The sequence below is a fragment of the Chitinivibrionales bacterium genome (assembly GCA_014728215.1).
Lineage (GTDB): Bacteria > Fibrobacterota > Chitinivibrionia > Chitinivibrionales > WJKA01 > WJKA01.
Map to the genome: position 1 here is coordinate 1 of WJLZ01000036.1, position 17927 is coordinate 17927.

At 48.1% G+C, this 17927-nt stretch carries 18 protein-coding genes; 2 read left to right on the top strand and 16 right to left on the bottom strand.

Annotated features, from left to right (window positions below):
• The 6 genes from GF401_02410 to GF401_02435 form a co-directional block, all read right to left on the bottom strand.
• A partial coding sequence (locus GF401_02410; GenBank protein MBD3343898.1) for a sporulation protein occupies positions 1-161 on the bottom strand: 161 nt, incomplete at its 3' end.
• A 40-nt stretch (positions 162-201) separates the two neighbouring features.
• Positions 202-639, bottom strand: a complete 438-nt coding sequence (locus GF401_02415; GenBank protein MBD3343899.1) for a hypothetical protein — start codon at positions 637-639, stop codon at positions 202-204.
• Between the two features lie 262 nt (positions 640-901).
• Positions 902-1240 (bottom strand): ATPase, encoded by a 339-nt coding sequence (locus GF401_02420; GenBank protein ID MBD3343900.1) that lies wholly within the window; start codon positions 1238-1240, stop codon positions 902-904.
• A 96-nt stretch (positions 1241-1336) separates the two neighbouring features.
• Entirely contained in the window at positions 1337-2200 is an 864-nt protein-coding gene (locus tag GF401_02425; GenBank protein ID MBD3343901.1) for a P-loop NTPase, read from the bottom strand.
• Positions 2201-2225: 25 nt separating this feature from the next.
• Entirely contained in the window at positions 2226-2585 is a 360-nt protein-coding gene (locus tag GF401_02430) for a dinitrogenase iron-molybdenum cofactor biosynthesis protein (protein ID MBD3343902.1), read from the bottom strand.
• Between the two features lie 60 nt (positions 2586-2645).
• Positions 2646-2840 carry a 4Fe-4S dicluster domain-containing protein gene (locus GF401_02435; protein ID MBD3343903.1) on the bottom strand — a complete coding sequence of 65 codons (195 nt, stop codon included), beginning with the start codon at positions 2838-2840 and terminating at the stop codon, positions 2646-2648.
• 281 nt (positions 2841-3121) lie between these two features.
• On the opposite strand from GF401_02435, the gene GF401_02440 reads away from it, so the two are divergent.
• Entirely contained in the window at positions 3122-4468 is a 1347-nt protein-coding gene (locus GF401_02440) for a PAS domain-containing protein (protein MBD3343904.1), read from the top strand.
• A gap of 279 nt (positions 4469-4747) precedes the next feature.
• On the opposite strand, the gene GF401_02445 is transcribed toward GF401_02440, so the two are convergent.
• Positions 4748-5104 (bottom strand): hypothetical protein, encoded by a 357-nt coding sequence (locus GF401_02445; GenBank protein ID MBD3343905.1) that lies wholly within the window; start codon positions 5102-5104, stop codon positions 4748-4750.
• Positions 5105-5252: 148 nt separating this feature from the next.
• Positions 5253-6506 (bottom strand): hypothetical protein, encoded by a 1254-nt coding sequence (locus GF401_02450; protein ID MBD3343906.1) that lies wholly within the window; start codon positions 6504-6506, stop codon positions 5253-5255.
• Positions 6507-7123: 617 nt separating this feature from the next.
• Here GF401_02450 and GF401_02455 point away from each other — a divergent pair.
• On the top strand, positions 7124-8158 hold the full coding sequence (locus tag GF401_02455) for an aminopeptidase (protein MBD3343907.1): 1035 nt from the start codon (positions 7124-7126) through the stop codon (positions 8156-8158).
• A gap of 387 nt (positions 8159-8545) precedes the next feature.
• Here GF401_02455 and GF401_02460 read toward each other — a convergent pair whose 3' ends face one another.
• The 8 genes from GF401_02460 to GF401_02495 all read right to left on the bottom strand — a co-directional run bounded on the left by GF401_02460 (position 8546) and on the right by GF401_02495 (position 17765).
• On the bottom strand, positions 8546-8869 hold the full coding sequence (locus GF401_02460; GenBank protein MBD3343908.1) for an STAS domain-containing protein: 324 nt from the start codon (positions 8867-8869) through the stop codon (positions 8546-8548).
• A gap of 201 nt (positions 8870-9070) precedes the next feature.
• Positions 9071-10987 (bottom strand): DUF342 domain-containing protein, encoded by a 1917-nt coding sequence (locus GF401_02465; GenBank protein MBD3343909.1) that lies wholly within the window; start codon positions 10985-10987, stop codon positions 9071-9073.
• Complete coding sequence (locus tag GF401_02470; GenBank protein ID MBD3343910.1) at positions 10984-11853, bottom strand: HDOD domain-containing protein; 870 nt, start codon at positions 11851-11853, stop codon at positions 10984-10986. The genes GF401_02465 and GF401_02470 overlap by 4 nt, the downstream gene beginning before the upstream one ends.
• Positions 11850-12872 carry a hypothetical protein gene (locus GF401_02475; protein MBD3343911.1) on the bottom strand — a complete coding sequence of 341 codons (1023 nt, stop codon included), beginning with the start codon at positions 12870-12872 and terminating at the stop codon, positions 11850-11852. The genes GF401_02470 and GF401_02475 overlap by 4 nt, the downstream gene beginning before the upstream one ends.
• Positions 12865-13248: a response regulator gene (locus GF401_02480; protein MBD3343912.1), complete on the bottom strand. Its 384-nt coding sequence runs from the start codon at positions 13246-13248 to the stop codon at positions 12865-12867. The genes GF401_02475 and GF401_02480 overlap by 8 nt, the downstream gene beginning before the upstream one ends.
• The gene (locus GF401_02485; protein ID MBD3343913.1) at positions 13217-15973 is read right to left on the bottom strand and encodes a PAS domain S-box protein; all 2757 of its coding nucleotides are present in this window, start codon (positions 15971-15973) and stop codon (positions 13217-13219) included. The genes GF401_02480 and GF401_02485 overlap by 32 nt, the downstream gene beginning before the upstream one ends.
• Entirely contained in the window at positions 15897-17255 is a 1359-nt protein-coding gene (locus GF401_02490) for a GAF domain-containing protein (GenBank protein MBD3343914.1), read from the bottom strand. Before GF401_02490 ends, GF401_02485 begins: the two co-directional genes overlap by 77 nt.
• Before the next feature lie 123 nt (positions 17256-17378).
• Entirely contained in the window at positions 17379-17765 is a 387-nt protein-coding gene (locus GF401_02495; GenBank protein ID MBD3343915.1) for a response regulator, read from the bottom strand.
• Positions 17766-17927 lie beyond the last annotated feature (162 nt).

The window sequence follows — 17927 nt, forward strand, 5'->3', positions numbered from 1 at the left end:
CTTTCATTACCGCCGCCGCCGGCTGCAAATCCTATCGAAATCTTCGATACAGGAATAAGCGTAACATCACCCGCAACAATGGGCTCGCCGATTACAGTCTCGGTCTTTGCGATGTAATTGATCTTTTCCAGTGCTGTTTGTATTACGTCTGATAATGACATTAATTACCCCGTAGCTAAAAATGAGCGATATTGTTCAATTTTACAAATTCCCCAGCTCTTTTTCTTCGTCATACACTGCAATATGAGTCTTATAAAGACGGGTTGCTTTCAAGGTTTCCACTACATGTTCCTGTGGCTCCACCAGGGCCAGTTCGCCATGGACTTTTTTCACAATTTTCGAACAACTCAGTAACACAGAGATGAGTTTGGAAAAAAGATAGGTTTTATTATCAAAACGAAAGGCTATTTTCCGGCTTTCCTGTGTGCACAATTTCCGGGTGAGTTCCCTCAGCCACGTGTAATCGAGTTCGGAATTGACATCTTCTTTGATATGAACGACTTTCCACTCACCTCGTTGAATTATATCATATCTTGGAGAATGGGGGCGGTTTTCCCTCTGCGGGGAGGGCGCCTCTGTTTTTTTTGGTCTGGAAGAACTGCTGGTTTCTTTTGATTTTTTATGCTCGTCTGCGGCCACAATACATCTCCGAAATGCCCGGGATACAATGCAAGAAAATAATGAATGATAAAAATATATCAGGGGAAAGGGAGAGGGGTTATCGGATTAATGAAGGTTGAATGTCGAAGCGATCTCGCCCCGTCTCGGAATCTTTCGAACATTCAACTGTCAACGCCCAATCCCGACAGCACTTCGGGACAGGCGTTCAAAATTCAAGAATATTGTGGATAATATCTATTTCACGGTAATCCAATATCATTTCGAATTTCGAATTTACCCACTAGTGATCACACACGTTACCGCCGGTAACGAGGGTTCCCTTCAGGTAATCGGCAATGATTTTTTCCGGTTTTTCCGATGATGCACCGGTTATTACCTCGATATTATTCTCTTTAAAGAGCATCTGGGCCCGGGAGCCCATTCCTCCGGCGATGATTACCGTTGCTCCTTTTTCATGAAGCCACCGGGGGAGCAGGCCCGGCTGATGAGCTGGCGCGGGTAACATCTCGGTATTGACGATCTTCTTTCCTGATTCATCGATATCGACCAGCGCAAACTCCTGACAATGACCAAAATGAAGGGAAAGATTTCCCTCGACAATCGGAATGGCGATTTTCATAATACCTCCTAAAAAGAATTGGAGTGATGGAATAATGAAGCGTTGGAGTAATGAGTGTGTATATCCCACTTGTATACCAAGCCTTGCCCTACTCCTCTATTCCATTTTCTCTCTGATTTTCTCCACAATGGGTGCAAATGATTCTTTGATTGTTTTCGATTTACTTATCCCGGGAACGCCTTCATCACAGGCTTCGACCATGGCCGGGAAAATCGGCAGCGATCCCAGGAAAGGGACATTCATCTCACGGGCAGTCTGTTCTCCGCCACCGGTCTTGAACAGATCGATCTGTTTATTACATCCGGGACAATAAAATCCGCTGAGGTTTTCGACCAGGCCCGAAATATTCAGGTTCACCTGCCGACAGAAGTTTATGGATTTTCGAACATCCCGCAACGAGACACGCTGCGGTGTCGTGACAATCAACGCCGAAGCATCGGGAACCGTCTGAGCAACCGTCAAAGGTTCATCACCGGTACCGGGCGGCGAATCGATAACAAGATAATCGAGTTCTCCCCATTCGACTTCAGAAAAGAATTGACGGATTACCCCGATTTTGAGCGGACCGCGCCATATGACCGCAGTATCTCTGCTTTCCAGCATACATTCAATCGATACTACCGACAGCTTGTCGGAATAATGTGCCGGAAATATTCTGTTATCATGAAAAGTTACCGCTTTTTCGGCATCCTCGCCATCTGGAGGAGTCTCCATTTCCTGCACCACAGGAATTCCCAGCATCTGGGGAATACTTGGACCATGAATATCAACATCCATCAGCCCGACTCTGAATCCCTCTTCTGCAAGTGCTGCGGCGATATTGACTGCGATGCTGCTCTTCCCTACCCCGCCTTTGCCGCTCATGACAAGGATCGTATGGCCGATTTTTGCCAGAGAGTCTTTTATCTGCCGGTCCTGCTTCTCTTTTTGTGCAATTCGATCTTCCTGGGCTCTGTTCATTGTCGCTCCGTAATGTTTGTTGTATTTACCAGTGACCTTCCACATCCGCTCCGGCAGCTTCTTTGAGTTCGCCCCCTTTGTAGTGCTCAACCGCTTCCTCAATCGTTCCCGACACACCGGTAATCACCGCTATGTTTGCTGCTCTTAAGGCTTTGAATGCCTTGGGACCGCAATGTCCGGTTATGAGTACATCAACCCCGGTCGAAGCGATCGTTTGAGCAGCCTGGATCCCCGCTCCCTGTGCGGCAGTATAATTTTGTGCATTGTCAAGCGTTTGATAAGCACCGGTGTCGGTGTCGAAAATCAAAAAGCAGGCCGCTCTGCCGAATCGTTGATCCACATCTGAATCAGACGTTCGTCCTGTCGACGTTACCGCTATTTTCATACTGTTCCTCCTTTCAGCGTTTTTCCGGTTCTCAGTTCATTACAAAGAATGAAAAATCCGCTATGAATTTCCGACCGATTTCCCATGGATTATCATTGCTTCCTGCGGACATCGGGAAACACAAAATCCACACTCCCGGCATACGGTTGGGTCGACCACCGCTTTACGCTCCTCATAACTCAGGGCATCACGGGGACATGAAGGAATACATACCCCGCACCCGGTACACTTTCTTGAATCAATTGTTACAGACACGTCATTCAGCTTTCATCAGAAACGAAAATGCACTATCGAAAGAACAATGGCATGCTAAAATTATGCCAACCAGACTCTTTGTCCGGTTTTCGGGCATACACCCGCAATCGGTGGGTCATGACGGTTCATCGTTTCGGCGCCCCATTACAATGGTGCAGTAATAAAACAGTATGCATCATTATTGATGCATTTTTGCATCATTTGTTTCTTATGAAATATATTATTACCCTGTTAAATCAGGCATGGATATTGCAATACTCTGAGAATTAAAAGCTTGAAATATGTCATGGACTAAAGAAAATCTGCTGAACCTTCTGGACACCATTCAGGAGGGGGTGTTTGTTGTCGACAACAAATGCCACATTACCTTTTTCAACAAGGCTGCCGAAGCGATAACGGGAACGAGTAAATCCTGTGCATTGAGCCGTCAGTGCTGGGAAGTTCTTCGGGCGGACTGCTGTGGTGAAGAGTGTCTTTTACGGAAAACACTCAGGACCGGAGAGCTGTTCTCCGAACGGCCGGTAACAATGATTACCGCCGACGGCACTCCCAAACTGGTATCGATTGCGACCACGGTTCTCCGGGATCAGGACGGCACTACTGAGGGTGCCGTTGAGACATTCCGGGATATTTCATCGGATGAAGACCGTCTTCACTCACGTCTTTCTCATTACCGGTACCAGGACATTATCACCCTGAACCGAGGGATGCAGAAGATTATCGAGACCCTGCCGCTCATTGCCGACTCCAACAGCACAGTCCTGTTACAGGGAGAGAGCGGTACGGGCAAAGAGCTCTTTGCCCGGGCCATTCACAAGCTGAGTCCGCGGCGTGACAAGCCGTTCATTGCGATCAACTGCAGCGCCCTTCCCGACAATCTTCTGGAATCGGAGCTTTTCGGGTACAAGGCCGGAGCATTTACCGATGCAAAGAAGGACAAGCCGGGCCGGTTCGCCCTCGCCCGGGGCGGTGTGATTTTTCTCGATGAAATCGGCGACACCTCGCCTGCCATGCAGGTAAAGCTTTTGAGGGCGATCCAGGAAAAGGAATACGAGCCGCTGGGAAGTGTAACCACGGTTAAGGCCGATGTCCGTATTATTACCGCTACCAATAAAAATCTTCAGGAACTGGTCGAAAACGGCTCGTTCAGAAGAGACCTCTATTACCGTCTAAATGTCATCAACATAACAATCCCACCTCTTCGGGAAAGAAAAGACGACATCCCACTCCTGGCAGACTACTTTGTCAACAAACTTAACAAACAGCAACGAAAACAGGTGCGGGGTATCGATGATGAAGCCATGGCAAGCCTGATCGCCCACGACTATCCGGGCAACGTGAGAGAACTGGAAAACCTGCTCGAACGAGCCTTTGTACTCTGCCGTAAAGGATATATCACCCCGCAACATTTTGCCGGAATGATCGGCTCGCAAAACTTACAAAAGCGAGAACCCGATCCGCAGGAACAAAACAGATCACTGAAAAATGTGGAGGCGGCTTTCCTGCTGAATGCACTCAAACGAAACAACTGGCAACGGGGTAAAACCGCCCGGGAACTCGGAATCAACCGGAGCACCCTCTACCGGAAAATCAGTGCCTATGGTATCGATGAGTCCACCTCGGCCTGAGAGCCACAGGATATTGTATTCCCTCCTAAAAAAATAACAAAATATTGTAAATTTTGCTTGTATTCGCTCCTTTCATGAAATTATACTATAAACAGTACACTGAAATACGTGTAGTTGGTGTGCTGCGGTGTTGGGGAGCGAAAGCTCCCCATTTTTTTTTTGTTCCCACCTCACCAAGAGGTTCCCTTCACTGCCCCAAAAAACCGGAAAAGGGTCTCCGGTACGCTACTGAACAATTTTGACAAAAATAATGAAAGGACGTTTTCAGGGAAGGAGCTTTTATGCCATGTCCTCCGGCATTATATCATCGTAAAACAGCTCTTCGGTATCATACGTGCGGATTATATTGGCCTGTACATTGAGGACCCGCATGATATGCACCATGCTCTTTGCCAGTCCGATCACAGACAACGTTCCGCCATTTTCCTTGAGCACTTTAACACATCCGATAAGCACGGCAATGCTGTTTGAGGAAAGAAAGGAATTGGGGGCAAAGCTGACCACTATGTGGGACTTTCCCTTTTCAACCAGTTCTTCAACTAAAAATTTCAGCTTCGAAAGATCGGTGTCGGGCCCGACATTTTCCAGGACTTTTAATATATGATAATCGCCTTTATGAAAGATATCAATTCGCACCAGCCGGTTCCTTTGCTATGTTGAATTGCGAAAAGATACCTCATATTATACCACCAAACACCGACCTGTTCAACCGCCTTTTTCACTTTCGGAGAAGGTATTTCCGCTTCTGCTGCAGAAAGAACAATCGAATGCTCCGGTGAGAGCTTTATTCAACAACCACGGTCCCAAATTGAGCATATCGGCCCCGTGAGGTAGAGAGTACAACACAATAGTACCCGCCGGTAAGAGGATGGCTAAGAGATACTTCCGGATTTGCGCCCCCGGGAACCTCGATGGTAAAATTATCAATTACATCACCTTGCAAGGTCATGATCACACCCCGAATCGGCACATCGGGCCACTGTGTCAGATAAAGTGTCGGTAATTTTCCCGAGCAACGCACTATTGCCCTCGCGCTCTGTTGACGGTATTCAGATGTCGGCGGTGCGGTGAGAAGGCTTTCCAGTGGAGCATAGTCCGTCTCACAGTCGCCTTCACCAAAGGTGACCAGCGAACCGCCCTCGGGATAACGATGGATTCCGCCCTGGTGATCACCAAAGGTGAAATAATAATGACGGCACCCGCTGTTTCTCTTTTGTGAAAAGGAATATACTCCCTTATCTTCTGAGCCCAGATGAAGCTCCAGAGGGTGCGCGGTCCCTGCAATAATCACCATTCCCTCCTGCGGAGGCCGGTCGGGATCATAATAGGTTGCCAAAAACGTAATGCTGTCATTATCGGCAAAAACATGGGAGCCCGAGGCAACCGGATGATAGCTATATGCACTGGTTCCCCCGCCGAAATCCTGCACCCAGAAATGATACCACTCCTGGGAACCGTAGGCATATCCTGCACCCAGCTCTTTGAAATCCTCATTCATGATATTGGTACGATGGCCGTCGGCGCCAAGTCTTCCCGGATCGTCGGCTGCCGGAGGATTGCCGTCCATGACCCATTGAATAACCGTACCCAAGGCACTCGGACGGGAGGTTGCGATATTTTCTCCCCAGGTGGAGCTATTGTCATAGTACGAAAGTATTCGCGCTCTCGCACTGGTATTGTCACATGACTCATGCTGAAGACCGCAGTCGTTGGCCATCTCATCGGCATGGAAACGTGCGGCCCTGTTGAGATCGATTTGACGGTAGAGCGGCCCGACCGGCGGGTAATTCTGCGGAAGAAGAATCGAATAATTGCCCACATAGGTATCACGAAACCCGGTCGGGTCCAGACGGCAGACATTGGACCACAGATGAATGTTCCGTTCATGCCATCCAGGATAACCGGGATATTCCTCTGAAGGATCGCCATACCCCCGGTTTGCAGAATAAACAAACCAGATACTTCCTGCAAGAATACATATAAAGAGTGATTTAATACTCATCCACATGTCCCTCCCTTTTTCTATAAAGTATACCATAGCTGTGAAAAATAAAACTGCAAATGATAATTATTAACAAATTTATGCTATCCAAGTATTGAGCTATTTTTATGCCATGAAGACACCTGGGCACCGGGAAATACACTGGGCAACCCGGGGCCCATCATCTAGAATCACAATCGCAAGATATTGTGTTTTTTTTCTTGACTTTGACGGGCAGCTTATTGTATTATGTGGTATACGACCAAGGGTATGCATATAATTCGGGCCGTTCATACGATAAACGGTTTCCAGTTTTATTTAACGCTTCACCCTTTTCAGGAGATTGCCTCATGGCAGTATAAAATAAAACTGCTAAGAAGGAACCCGCTGCCAAAAAGAAGGCAGTAAAAAAAGCTGCAAAAAAGAAAAAATAATCAGCCGATCACGCAGCCTTAGTGCAAGAGGAAAGCGGGAAGAGCCACAGTCTCTTTCCGCTTTTTCTGTTTTTTAATCGGATTTTTCACCGGAAAAAGGCGATTTACGCTCTCTTTACATCAACCTCAAATAACCCCCTCCCACAAAACTAATACTTACTCAATGTATTTTTTATCCGGATGCTTCCAGTGTCATTCTGCCACAAACAGAGTAATAAACTTTTTTAATAGTTTGTTTCCATGAAAACAAAACACCTTCCCCTTCTTTTTTCGCTGCTTTTTTTCAACTGTTATCTCTTCCGGCAGGGGGTCAGTTTTCTCTCATACCAGCGAAAGGCCGTGCCGGTAGACAGGATTATCAGCGATACAACCGTTGACGATTCCCTGATCGAGTTTCTCAACGGGACCACGGCGATTCGTCTTTATGCCCGGGATTCACTGGGGTTATCGCTCAATGATAATTTCACTACCTTTGTTGAAACCGACAAACGCTCTATTGTTTCAGTCGTAACCGCCTGCGCGCCCGATACTTTTAATCAACACACCTGGTGGTTTCCCATTGTGGGTAAAATGCCCTATAAAGGGTTTTACAAACTGAAACATGCCCGCAAAGAAGTCGCCCGACTTCGGAAAAAGGGCCTCGATGTCGCCGTGCGTCCTGCCGGCGCGTTCAGCACCCTCGGGTTCTTTAAAGATCCCCTCTATTCCTACATGACCCGCTACTCCCCCTACCGGCTTGCGTCAATGATTATTCACGAACAGGTCCATGCTACCATATTCCTGAAAAGTAACGCCGATTTCAATGAAGCCATGGCGGTCTTTATCGGCGACAACGCCGCGCTCCATTATATCAAAGCAACCAGGGGTGAATCCTCCCGGGAATACCTGAAAGCGCGCAACATTTACAAAGACGAAAAAACGTTCATCTCCCTGGTCCTGGGACTCTACGATGAACTCGATTCAATTTACTCTCTGAATCTTCTTTCCGAAGAAATTTTAGAACTGAAACAGGCCCGGATCGAGCATTTCAAATACCACTACGACAAAAATTACGATTCCCTTTTCACTACCCGGAGATACAAACGCTTTTCTTCACGAAAAATTAACAATGCCGTGCTTGCAGAATACAAAACCTACAACTACGACGTCGGTATTTTCGAAAAACTCTACCGACATTTTGAATACGATATGAAAGCGATGATTGCCTTTCTTAAAACCATTCCCAAAAGAGAAAAAGATCCGGTTGAATTCATTGAATTCAAATTGGATAAATGATGTAATGTGTTCATGAATTTACTTAAGAAAGGGGTTTCCACCCCTTATACCCCACACGTTGTAAATGCCGTGTTATTACTATGCGCTAAGAGCGCATAGGGAGAAGGGGATGAAAATCCCTGCCGGACTCTTGAAAAATCCTTATCCAGGCACCTGAATTGAACTGATATAGCAAAGCGACATGATTCAAATAATAAGCGGTTTATTACAATATTAATGCGCTTTGGAACATTTTACGCGCCTTTCATACCATTGTATACGCGATATGTATATATATGCCCGCTATCTCTTTTCCTGGTGCCAACCGCTTCGCGAAAAACTCGCCGGCATCGGGTTCGATGGGAATTCCTTAAACTTCTAAACTAGCTCCGTCCCCATTATTTTTTTTTAGGTAATAATATTTTCACCGGAAGTGATATACAGAATACTTTCCAAAGAACAATCTGTAAAAAGTTCCTGTAAATGAATGGGCGGCGTGTGCAACTCCAGACAGATTCCCGCCTTTTCCATCATCTTGCTCAAGTAAATGAATCCCCCTAAAGCGGTACTGTCTATGAACTGGACCTCTTTCATGTCGATGACAAGACGGCCACAGTCATTTTTCCGATAGTCTTCGAGCATACGGGCAAGCTGTATCGATTCTATACCGCTTATCGACCCGCTGAGATAAAGGACCGTTTTCCCATCCAATAAATGTTCTCGAATTTCCACCTACAGGTCCTTATTCTTATACCGATTAAATAATTAAAAAAATGTGAAGATGATATTTAATTATAACCGTTATTTTTTTTAAATACAAGTATAAATGTGATAAGTTTTTGGAAGGGGTTCCTTTATTAAACGATTCTACGAACGGATGTAACTCGAATGTGCGGGTGATATGCCATAGCCCGACCGTGAGGGAATGTCCTGCTACCCTTCTTTACTATATTCTCCCTGCATGATCCTGTCTTTTTTGTTATCATAACGGAAACAGATATGGCTGATGGTATTGTGGATCAACAGCTTTTTATCAATGATTTTAAGCATGACATCGGCAAATATTTTGTCTTCGATACAGATGACCGCCATGGTATTCGTATGGGAATGTTTTTCCAGTTCCTTTTTTTTCCATTCCATGACTTCACGGTATTTTTTCAGTTGCGACCGTTTTTTCCGGATTTGGGCTACTCTGGATTTTTTGTCCGGGCCTAGGGAGACTCCTTTTTTGACCATTGCTTTGAGGGACAAGAAAACATCATCGATTTTCTTGATATTATCGCCGCAAAACCGTGCCGACCTATCGAGTTCTTCACCCATCTTTCTTGCCTGATAATCGGTACCCGCTTCCACGGCGGTCCTCACACCGTATTCGGAACCGATCGTGCGTGCCCGCACCGCATTGAGTGCACATACTGCGCCGCCGATAATCGCGGCTTTTTTCCCATCGAGCCGGATTGTCCCGCCGGCACTGACCGTGCTCTGTACAATCGAATTCCTGACATTAACATCACCCTGCGCTTCGACTATACCGTTCTGAATATGCTTTGTAAAAAGGTCCCGTCCGCAGCTGATAACGCACTCATTTCTGCCGATAATACCGCCTTCAACCCGGATATCCCGTCCTGCTTTCAGAACAGCGCCGTCGGTGTTGCCGAAAACAATAATATCCCCGTCGGCATGCACTTCAAACCCGGACAACACATTTCCTTTCACCATCACATTGCCGTTAAACCGGACATTGCCGCATCCATAATCGACATTTCCCTCCACAACAAACTGCTTGTAGACCGACAGCACATTGCCGTTCAGCGAGGCCTGGCCGTCACACTCGGCCCGATACTCCATATTTTCATCGGCCGTAACATTCATTCCCGGGCACAGCACTTTCCGTTCACCCTGATATGCCTTCGCCACCGCGCCGGTGAGATCGTATCCGTCAATGCCCGCCGAGGGCTCGGAAACCACCGCAAGCAGGTCCCCTTTGTGAACGATCGGAATTGTGGCCTGCTTTCGATAATCGATCCTTCCGTCGGGAAGAATCCGGTACTCCTCCTGCGTAGGACAGGTATCGAATTTGAAATCGACAGCGGCGTCCTTGCCGTCAACAGGCGGTTTCCCTTCAGCAATAACAATATCATTGGCCGATTCACGGGTGGTTTTAACTGTCTCCAATACCTCCTTAATCCTGTCGGTCTTTATACCGGTCCTGACCCCCATCGTTTCAAGCTCGTTGCAAACGGATTCGCAGTCAGGCATGATACCCTCTCCGGCAGGCGCCCTGAAATCGGCCAGAGCACGCATTTCGGCGTCGACAATCCGGATGGAAAAGGTGCCGTCCATATCCGAGGGTATCAGGTAGAGCCTCTCTCCCGCAAGAACCAGCCGCCCATTTACTTTAGGACAAAAACGTATGGTATCGACCGATACGGTAATATCAAGATTACACTCTTCCAGGTATTGTTTGTCAAAGATATCCCGCGGACCAGACGCCTCTTTCTCTTGGGGCACGGGGCGGGTAATCGGTGCTGTTTTCGGGGTAATCACCGCGATATCACCTATGCCTTCCCGACCAATTTCTTCGCAGGACCCGACCGGTTCATGAGTAGCGTACTCAACTCCCTCGGGGAAGGTATAGCCTGCGCTGAGCCGCCGGTTCATGTGTTCGCTCCGGGTAACTTCGATTTTTTTGTCGCCTAAAAAGCCCCGCGCTTCGAGTTCCTCTTCGGTCTGTCCCTCCAGGATTTCATCGGTCTCGATAGCATTGATCCGCCGCTGGAGTTCATCGAGCAGCCGGTCTACATTTTTATCCGGGCGGCCGCCTTTATTTTTACCCGAATTCTTTTTCATCGTCTTCCCCCTTGTGTCCACTCCTCGACCACCGAAATGACTTCCGATACCGTCTCCTCGACTTTTATGCGCATCTCATTGTCGGTGCGTGGCGGCAAACCGCGGTATTTCCGCTCCCCGACCACACTTTGCCCGCTGTTGCCGATTGATTCATCCGTGCAGATATCATTGGCATACGCAACGATATGGATTAATTGTTCGTGCCGGTTATACTCAGAAGGGATTTCAAAGGGACGGTGATGATATTCCAGAACACCTGTTATCTTTTCGTGAAGATCCCACCTGCGGCCGAGCCAAGCCCCGGCGTCGGCATGATCAAAGCCGAACACATTTTTCTCCTCGCTGCACAGCGATGTTTTGTTTGCTCCCGACTGTTTCAGCGCTTTCTCGAAATCATCATGCAGAAACTGCTGCAGAGCGAGGCGTCCCATGTCGTGAAGTAACCCGGCAATAAAACTTTCTTCCGGATCAATATCAACACCCGGCAAGGAAGCCATTTTTTTTGAGAGTAAAGCAACGGCAAAGGAGTGCTGCCAAAATTCATCGATATTAAATCCCAACAAACGGGAACCCTGAAACATCTTGACTACACTCAAACCCAGCATCAGGTTATGCAGCGTTGTGAGCCCCAGAACAACAATTGCCTGTTGTATGGACGGGACCCGGGTCCTGCGGGCATAATAGGCGGAATTAACGAGTCGAATTGTCCGCGCGGCAAGAGACTGGTCCTTGGCAACAATCGCGGCGATATTCGACATATTGCTGTTGGGATTGTTCATCACCTTCCGGATCTGGCGCAGAACCATGGGGAGGGTTGGAAGGTTTTCGATTCCCCCGAGTTTTTCTTCAATCAATGCTGTTTTCATTCGTCCCCGCCCTTTTCCAATGTCATTTCAACCGTTGTTCCCCGGTTTTTTCTGCTGTACAGTTCGACTGTTGCGTTCATCCGCGACAACACCTGTCGCACCAGGTACAACTCGATACCCATCCCGTTATAGGCGTCTCTGTCGGCATTCCGCCCTCTGAATCCATAGGAAAAAACCTTTGGCAACTCATCCTCATTGATCCCCCATCCATTGTCCTTAATCCAAAGAGTGAGCTGCTCATCATCCTCTTCCGCCGCAATATCGACGGTAACTTCCTCTGCCGAATAGATAACCGAATTCAGCACTACCGAATCGATGCTGTGGACCAGTCGGGCCCGGTCTCCATGCGCCCGAATCCCTTTGGGAAGGCGGGTATTAATAATACATTTTTTCTTCCGATAATCGGCATATACCATCACATTGCCGACCGCGGCTTTCACCGCTTCCTCAAGGGGAAACGATTCCATCGCGTATTCCATCACTCCCGAACGGATACCGGAAAGGTCGCGGAGATTGTCACAATAGCGCGAAAGCTGCCAGGTTTCATAGAGGGAATCCCGGAGCAATAAGAGGGAATCCTCACCCACGGTATCGGGGAAATACTCGACCAGAAGGTTAAGTGCGTTTTGTATTCCGGTAGTGCGGGAACGGATTTTCCAGAGTGCATCGGCGGTTTCATTCGCCACCGAATGCATGGCCCCACGCAGGCCGGTAATATCGTCAATTAACACGGCGGTATACTGCTCGTTCCCTACGATAAAGATCTTTTGCCGGATGAGCAGGACCCGGCCGTTGCGGGTAATTTCCTGCATTCGTTCCTGCTGGCCCGACGCAAGAGATGCTGTTCCGGTTTCTCGAATAAACTCAGTAATGGATGCGTACGAGCCTTCAAGACCGATATGGTGTGCAAGTTCTGTCCACCGGTCATTTTGCTGTACCAGTATTCCCCGGGCATCAAAAGCGATCATTGCCGATGGAAAGGTATCGAGTAATGCCGCCGTCAGCTCATTTTCAACCATCAGTCCCCCCCTCCTGCTCAATTCCCAGTATCGCCTTCAGTTCATGAAGATGAAAGGGTTTGCGCAAAATGCCCTGGGCCCCCTGTTCGGCGGCTTTCTTCTGTGACGTGGTGAAATCGACTGCCGTAAAGATGATAACCGGCACCGATGCACACAACGGTTCGCTTCGCAGGGTTTCAAGTACCTGCCAGCCATCCATGCCGGGCATCATAATATCCAGCAGAATAAGGTCCGGATGCTCGTTCTTTGCAAGTTCGATGCCCTGCTTTCCCTCTTCAGCCGCAAGCACTTCCGCTCCCTCTTTTTTCAGAAGCAGTACCGTCGTATGGCGGATAAGCCGCTCATCATCGATTACAAGGATTTTCTTTGGTATCATGTGTAGCCTCCTCGGGTGCGTCTTTATCAGGAGTGTTTTCGCGTTTGTATGGAATTCGCAGTGTGCAAATCGTTCCGTTCGGGTTATTATTTTTCATTTCAAACGTTCCTCCAAGCAGCACTATAAGGCCCTGCGTAACAGGCAATCCAAGACCTGAGCCGCTGTGTTTGCGTCTCGAAGTCTGGTCTGCCTGAAAAAAGGCATCATAGACAAGTTCTTTGATTTCCTTTGCAATACCCGGGCCGGTGTCGCTGATCGTAAATACCACCGCAATATCATTAGTCTGCTGGTGCCGGTTCTGCTCAACAGCCGCATGTACCGCAACTTCACCGCTATCGGTAAATTTGACTGCATTTGAGACAAGCTGCTGAAGCACCATAGCGGTTTTTGCCTCATCACCGGTAACAGCAGGCATTTTTCCGGGAATTTCACATTTGAATTCGAGCCCCTTTTCCCGGGCCTCGCCCGAAAAGCGGGTGTTAATATTTTTCAGCAGACCGGCAATATCAAACTGCGTTTCATTAATTTTCAGCACACCGGTTTCCAGACCGGTAAGTGCGATAATGTTTTCGACTGTTTCCATAAGCCTGGTTGCGGACCGGCGGATAAGGAGCAGCTCTTCGCTGCTATTTCTGCCGACCTGCGAATCATGCAGCAGTTCAGCCAGCGATAAAACAGCCGTAAGCGGGGTGCGCATTTCATGGGATACTGCAGACATGATACCCATTTTCATCCGGGACGTCTTTTCGGCTTCATCGCGCGCCCGCACCGTTGCTTTTAAAAGGGCCTTTTCTTCGGTAATATCGATAAATGTACCGACCAGACCGGATACCTCGCCTTCTTCGGTATGAAACGCGGCCTTGTAAAATTTCACGTCCCGCAATTCGCCGTCACCGCGCGTTACTTTCCACTCATATCGCTGTGAAGTCCCGTTAGTAAATATCTCGTTGTCCTTCCGTGCATACTCTTCTGCAATATCAGGCGGGGCCATGTCCCATACGGTTTTTCCTTTAATAAAATCACGGCCTTTTCCGGTAAATTTTTCCATGGCACGGTTGCACCCCAGATAGCGGCCGTCACGGTCTTTGAAAAACACCGGAATGGGAATGGTATCGATAAGCGTGGAAATAAACGAATGCTGCCGGCGTATTTCCGACTCTCCTGCCATACGACGGAGCATTACTGCGGCCTGACGGCCAAGCATTTCGAGAGCTTCGCGCTTTTCGGATGACAGTACCCTGTCTTCGTGCATGATAAACGAAGCCGTTCCATACACATCACCCTGCCACGAAATACCGAGAGTATAGACCCTGCCAAGATCAAGGCTCTTTGTAACCGACCCACACACCCCGGCCGGAATTGCACCAAAAAAAAGCTGGTGTATTCCACCGGGAACTTCAATCAGATCACCCGGGCGGAGCGGCCCGAGAGAGGCGGAACCAACGGGCATTGTCAATTCCCTGATGTCACCGAGCATGGAAACAAGCTTGTCGATATAGCAGGGATGAATATAATAATCACTCACTTTCATAACGCCGGCATTGGCATCATAGATACTGACAACCGAGAAGGCACCCCCGATAATCGTACCGGCAAGCTCTGCAAACACCCGGTAGATATCGCTGCTTTGCGCAACAGCGCCGAACCGGACTGCACTCGATGAGAGCACCAACAGGTCGTTTTTGTACGATTCCTTGCGGACCTCGAGGTCCTTGAGTTCTGAAATGTCCTCGACACTGCCTTCAAAAGTAGTTGTTTCATTTCCCTCGCTGTCTACTCTTTTCACGCGGCGGATATTTTCTCTCAGAAAAATATCAGTACCATTTATCCGTTGAAATCTGCGGGTAATTCCACGCACCTGTTCGTTATTCAAAAGTCGCTGCGATACTGTTTCGGAAAACATTCCCGGAGTAAAAAGTCCGTTTTTCAGTAATTGCTCCACCGATTCACAGCCGAACATTTGCGCAAACGCCGGGTTTGCATCAATCAGCTCACCGGCAGCAGTTGCCTGATATAATCCAATGGGGACCGTATTATACAGTGCACGGTATTTCCGGTCCTGGTACGCGGCTTTTTCCACGGCAGAGGATATAACCAGCTCATAGGTTACGGCAATGATAATTACCAGCAGAAGCGAACCGAAAAGACGGAGCTTGAAATTGACCGTATAGACATAGTGCAGGTCCCACAGGTGCGGCAGGACAAGTATACATGCTACAAGCGCAAGAAACGAAAAAGCAAGCGGCATCCCCTGCCTTCGTCCCAGCAACAGCATTGCGGCAATGGGATACCCGAAAAGCCAGAGATGGCCCGAACCCTCTGAACCACCGGTTACCAGTAAAAACAAAAAGAGCAGACCAACGAGGACCATGAAAATCCATATGCTGCGTCGCGATGATTTATGCCGGAGAAGATACAGCACATTCAGGACAGAAACGGTCAATGCAATAATGTCGGCCCCGGCAACCATATACATGCCCTCAAAAAGCGCTTTAATGCCGAAGATCAACATATACAGTATACCGACACTGTGAAGCACAATGAGGGTGCGCAGCCGGATATGTTCACCTGCAAGAAGAGACGAGCGGCCGCTTTGACCCGCTGTTTTCCCTTTGCTCTTGTTTTTGAAATTCCGTTCGGACATTTTCTCAGTTTTCAAAGGAATTCTTCCCGAATTGTGCGGTAAAGGTAAACACGCTTCCCTCCCCCGCCTTTGATTCAACATGTATTGCGCCACCCATTAACTGAACGAGGTATTTACAAATAGCAAGCCCCAGCCCCGATCCTCCATGCTTGCGGGAAGTTGCCGCACTCTCCTGAGAAAATCGCTCGAACAAAAGCGGAATAGCTTCTTCAGCAATGCCCTTCCCTGTATCCGACACGCTGAACCGCACCGTTACCGTGTTTTTTTTCGCAGAATCGAGTGCTGCATTGATACGTATGGAGCCCGAGTCGGTGAATTTGAGAGCATTGGATACAAGATTCCCGAAAACCTGCCCGAGCCGGTGAGTATCGCCGGTTACCGGTGAAGGTATCTTCGAATCGACTGTCATGCTCAATTCAACGCCTTTCTTTGCAGCAGCATTCCGGTGAATATCAATCCGCTTTCTGATTACATCTGCTATATCAAACGAAAGGCATTCCAGTTGAATTCGTCCTGCCTGGGCCCGGGAGAAATCGAGCGTCTGGTTGATAACAGCGTTAAGGAGCGTGGTGCCCTCACGAATCAGACCGATATATTCTTTCTGTTCCTCAGAAAGCTCCATTGTACCGAGTGCTTCCACCATAACGGAGATGGAGGTAAGCGGCGAGCGGATTTCATGGGCAACATAATCGGCAAATTCGGCCTTGCTTTTTGCAGCCTGCTCCGCCTTTTCTTTTGCTTTTACCAGCTCTTGATTTGCCCTGTCGCGCTCAAATGCATTACCCAGAATATCAGCAGACATTCGCAATAACTGAAAATCCCGATCGTGCCAGGCGCTGGTGTCCTGCACGTTGTCAAAACCGATATAGCCGCCCAGCTCGCCCTGAATGCTTAATGGAAGAACCAGAAGGGATTTTATGCCCTGCGACCCGAGAATTTCTTTTTCAGCAGATGCTTCTTCAGGAAGCCCTTCAACCGAGGTAATATGAATATGCACGCCTTCCCTGAGACGGGCCATCCACCAGGGAAACATCGAGGTCTCGAGTCCCTGAAGGTTCTCTTTTTCAGGCGTCACTCCTTCAGCGCACCACTCGTGCGTATTGTCCATAATACGGCCGTTGTCATGGAAAAGGAAAACATACGCGCGTCCGGCCCTGCTGATCTCGCCTATTCGCTGCAAACACACTTCAACGGCAGCGTCGATATCATTTGATTTTACAAACCATGACATTAACTGAAATGCAAGGTCCTGAAATGCTTTGCGGCGGGAATTAGCAGGATACTCTGATACCAGTGGTCCCATTGAATCTCCTTTTCTGTTAATACACAAACAATGGAAACGAGTATCTATAATTGTATACATAATAAAACCGGATTACAATAATAATTTACAGTAAGCGTATATCGGGCCGCGGGCATTCCTGCTCATATACGGGGGTGTTTTTCAGCACGGTCATTTCTATACGGGTTTTGAACACCATGAATATTACGACACAGTATTATTAATCGCCTTATCCAGGACCTGGCCGATTGTCCCGGTAATAAAGGGTTTGGCGATTATTTCATAAGCGCCACATTCTTTGAGCATGCTTTCCTGGTTCATCAATCCGCTTCCTGTGCAGACGATGACCGGCACGGACGGGTTGGTTGATTTAAAATGCCTGAGGCAATCGAGTCCGTGCATGCCCGGGAGGATCATGTCAAGAACAACAGCATCAATCGAGCTGTTTCTCCGAGTGAAAATATCCAGTGCTTCATTCCCGTTGCCGCAGCAGATTACGTCATAGCCCAGATAGTCGAGTGTAAGAGAAAACAGTTCGATGAGATTCCGGTCGTCTTCAACGACAAGTATTGTTTTTTTTCGTGAATTCATTCGATTGTGGTTCCCAGTTGAATGTTTTCGAACCCGTATTTTTTGCAGATGGGGCAGGTCCACAGCGCAGCGTATTTTCTTTTCGGATGGTCTATTTTGAGTACGCGTTTTTCTCCGAATTTATGGTAGAAGATGCATTCGAGATCGAAAGCGCTCTTTGCA

Excerpts from the sequence above, each read along its gene's own strand:
- GF401_02420 (MBD3343900.1), bottom strand. The coding sequence starts at position 1,240 with ATGAAAATCGCCATTCCGATTGTCGAGGGAAATCTTTCCCTTCATTTT.
- GF401_02425 (MBD3343901.1), bottom strand. The coding sequence starts at position 2,200 with ATGAACAGAGCCCAGGAAGATCGAATTGCACAAAAAGAGAAGCAGGAC.
- GF401_02430 (MBD3343902.1), bottom strand. The coding sequence starts at position 2,585 with ATGAAAATAGCGGTAACGTCGACAGGACGAACGTCTGATTCAGATGTG.
- GF401_02440 (MBD3343904.1), top strand. The coding sequence starts at position 3,122 with ATGTCATGGACTAAAGAAAATCTGCTGAACCTTCTGGACACCATTCAG.
- GF401_02450 (MBD3343906.1), bottom strand. The coding sequence starts at position 6,506 with ATGGTATACTTTATAGAAAAAGGGAGGGACATGTGGATGAGTATTAAA.
- GF401_02455 (MBD3343907.1), top strand. The coding sequence starts at position 7,124 with ATGAAAACAAAACACCTTCCCCTTCTTTTTTCGCTGCTTTTTTTCAAC.
- GF401_02465 (MBD3343909.1), bottom strand. The coding sequence starts at position 10,987 with ATGAAAAAGAATTCGGGTAAAAATAAAGGCGGCCGCCCGGATAAAAAT.
- GF401_02470 (MBD3343910.1), bottom strand. The coding sequence starts at position 11,853 with ATGAAAACAGCATTGATTGAAGAAAAACTCGGGGGAATCGAAAACCTT.
- GF401_02475 (MBD3343911.1), bottom strand. The coding sequence starts at position 12,872 with ATGGTTGAAAATGAGCTGACGGCGGCATTACTCGATACCTTTCCATCG.
- GF401_02480 (MBD3343912.1), bottom strand. The coding sequence starts at position 13,248 with ATGATACCAAAGAAAATCCTTGTAATCGATGATGAGCGGCTTATCCGC.
- GF401_02485 (MBD3343913.1), bottom strand. The coding sequence starts at position 15,973 with ATGTTGAATCAAAGGCGGGGGAGGGAAGCGTGTTTACCTTTACCGCAC.
- GF401_02490 (MBD3343914.1), bottom strand. The coding sequence starts at position 17,255 with ATGTATACAATTATAGATACTCGTTTCCATTGTTTGTGTATTAACAGA.
- GF401_02495 (MBD3343915.1), bottom strand. The coding sequence starts at position 17,765 with ATGAATTCACGAAAAAAAACAATACTTGTCGTTGAAGACGACCGGAAT.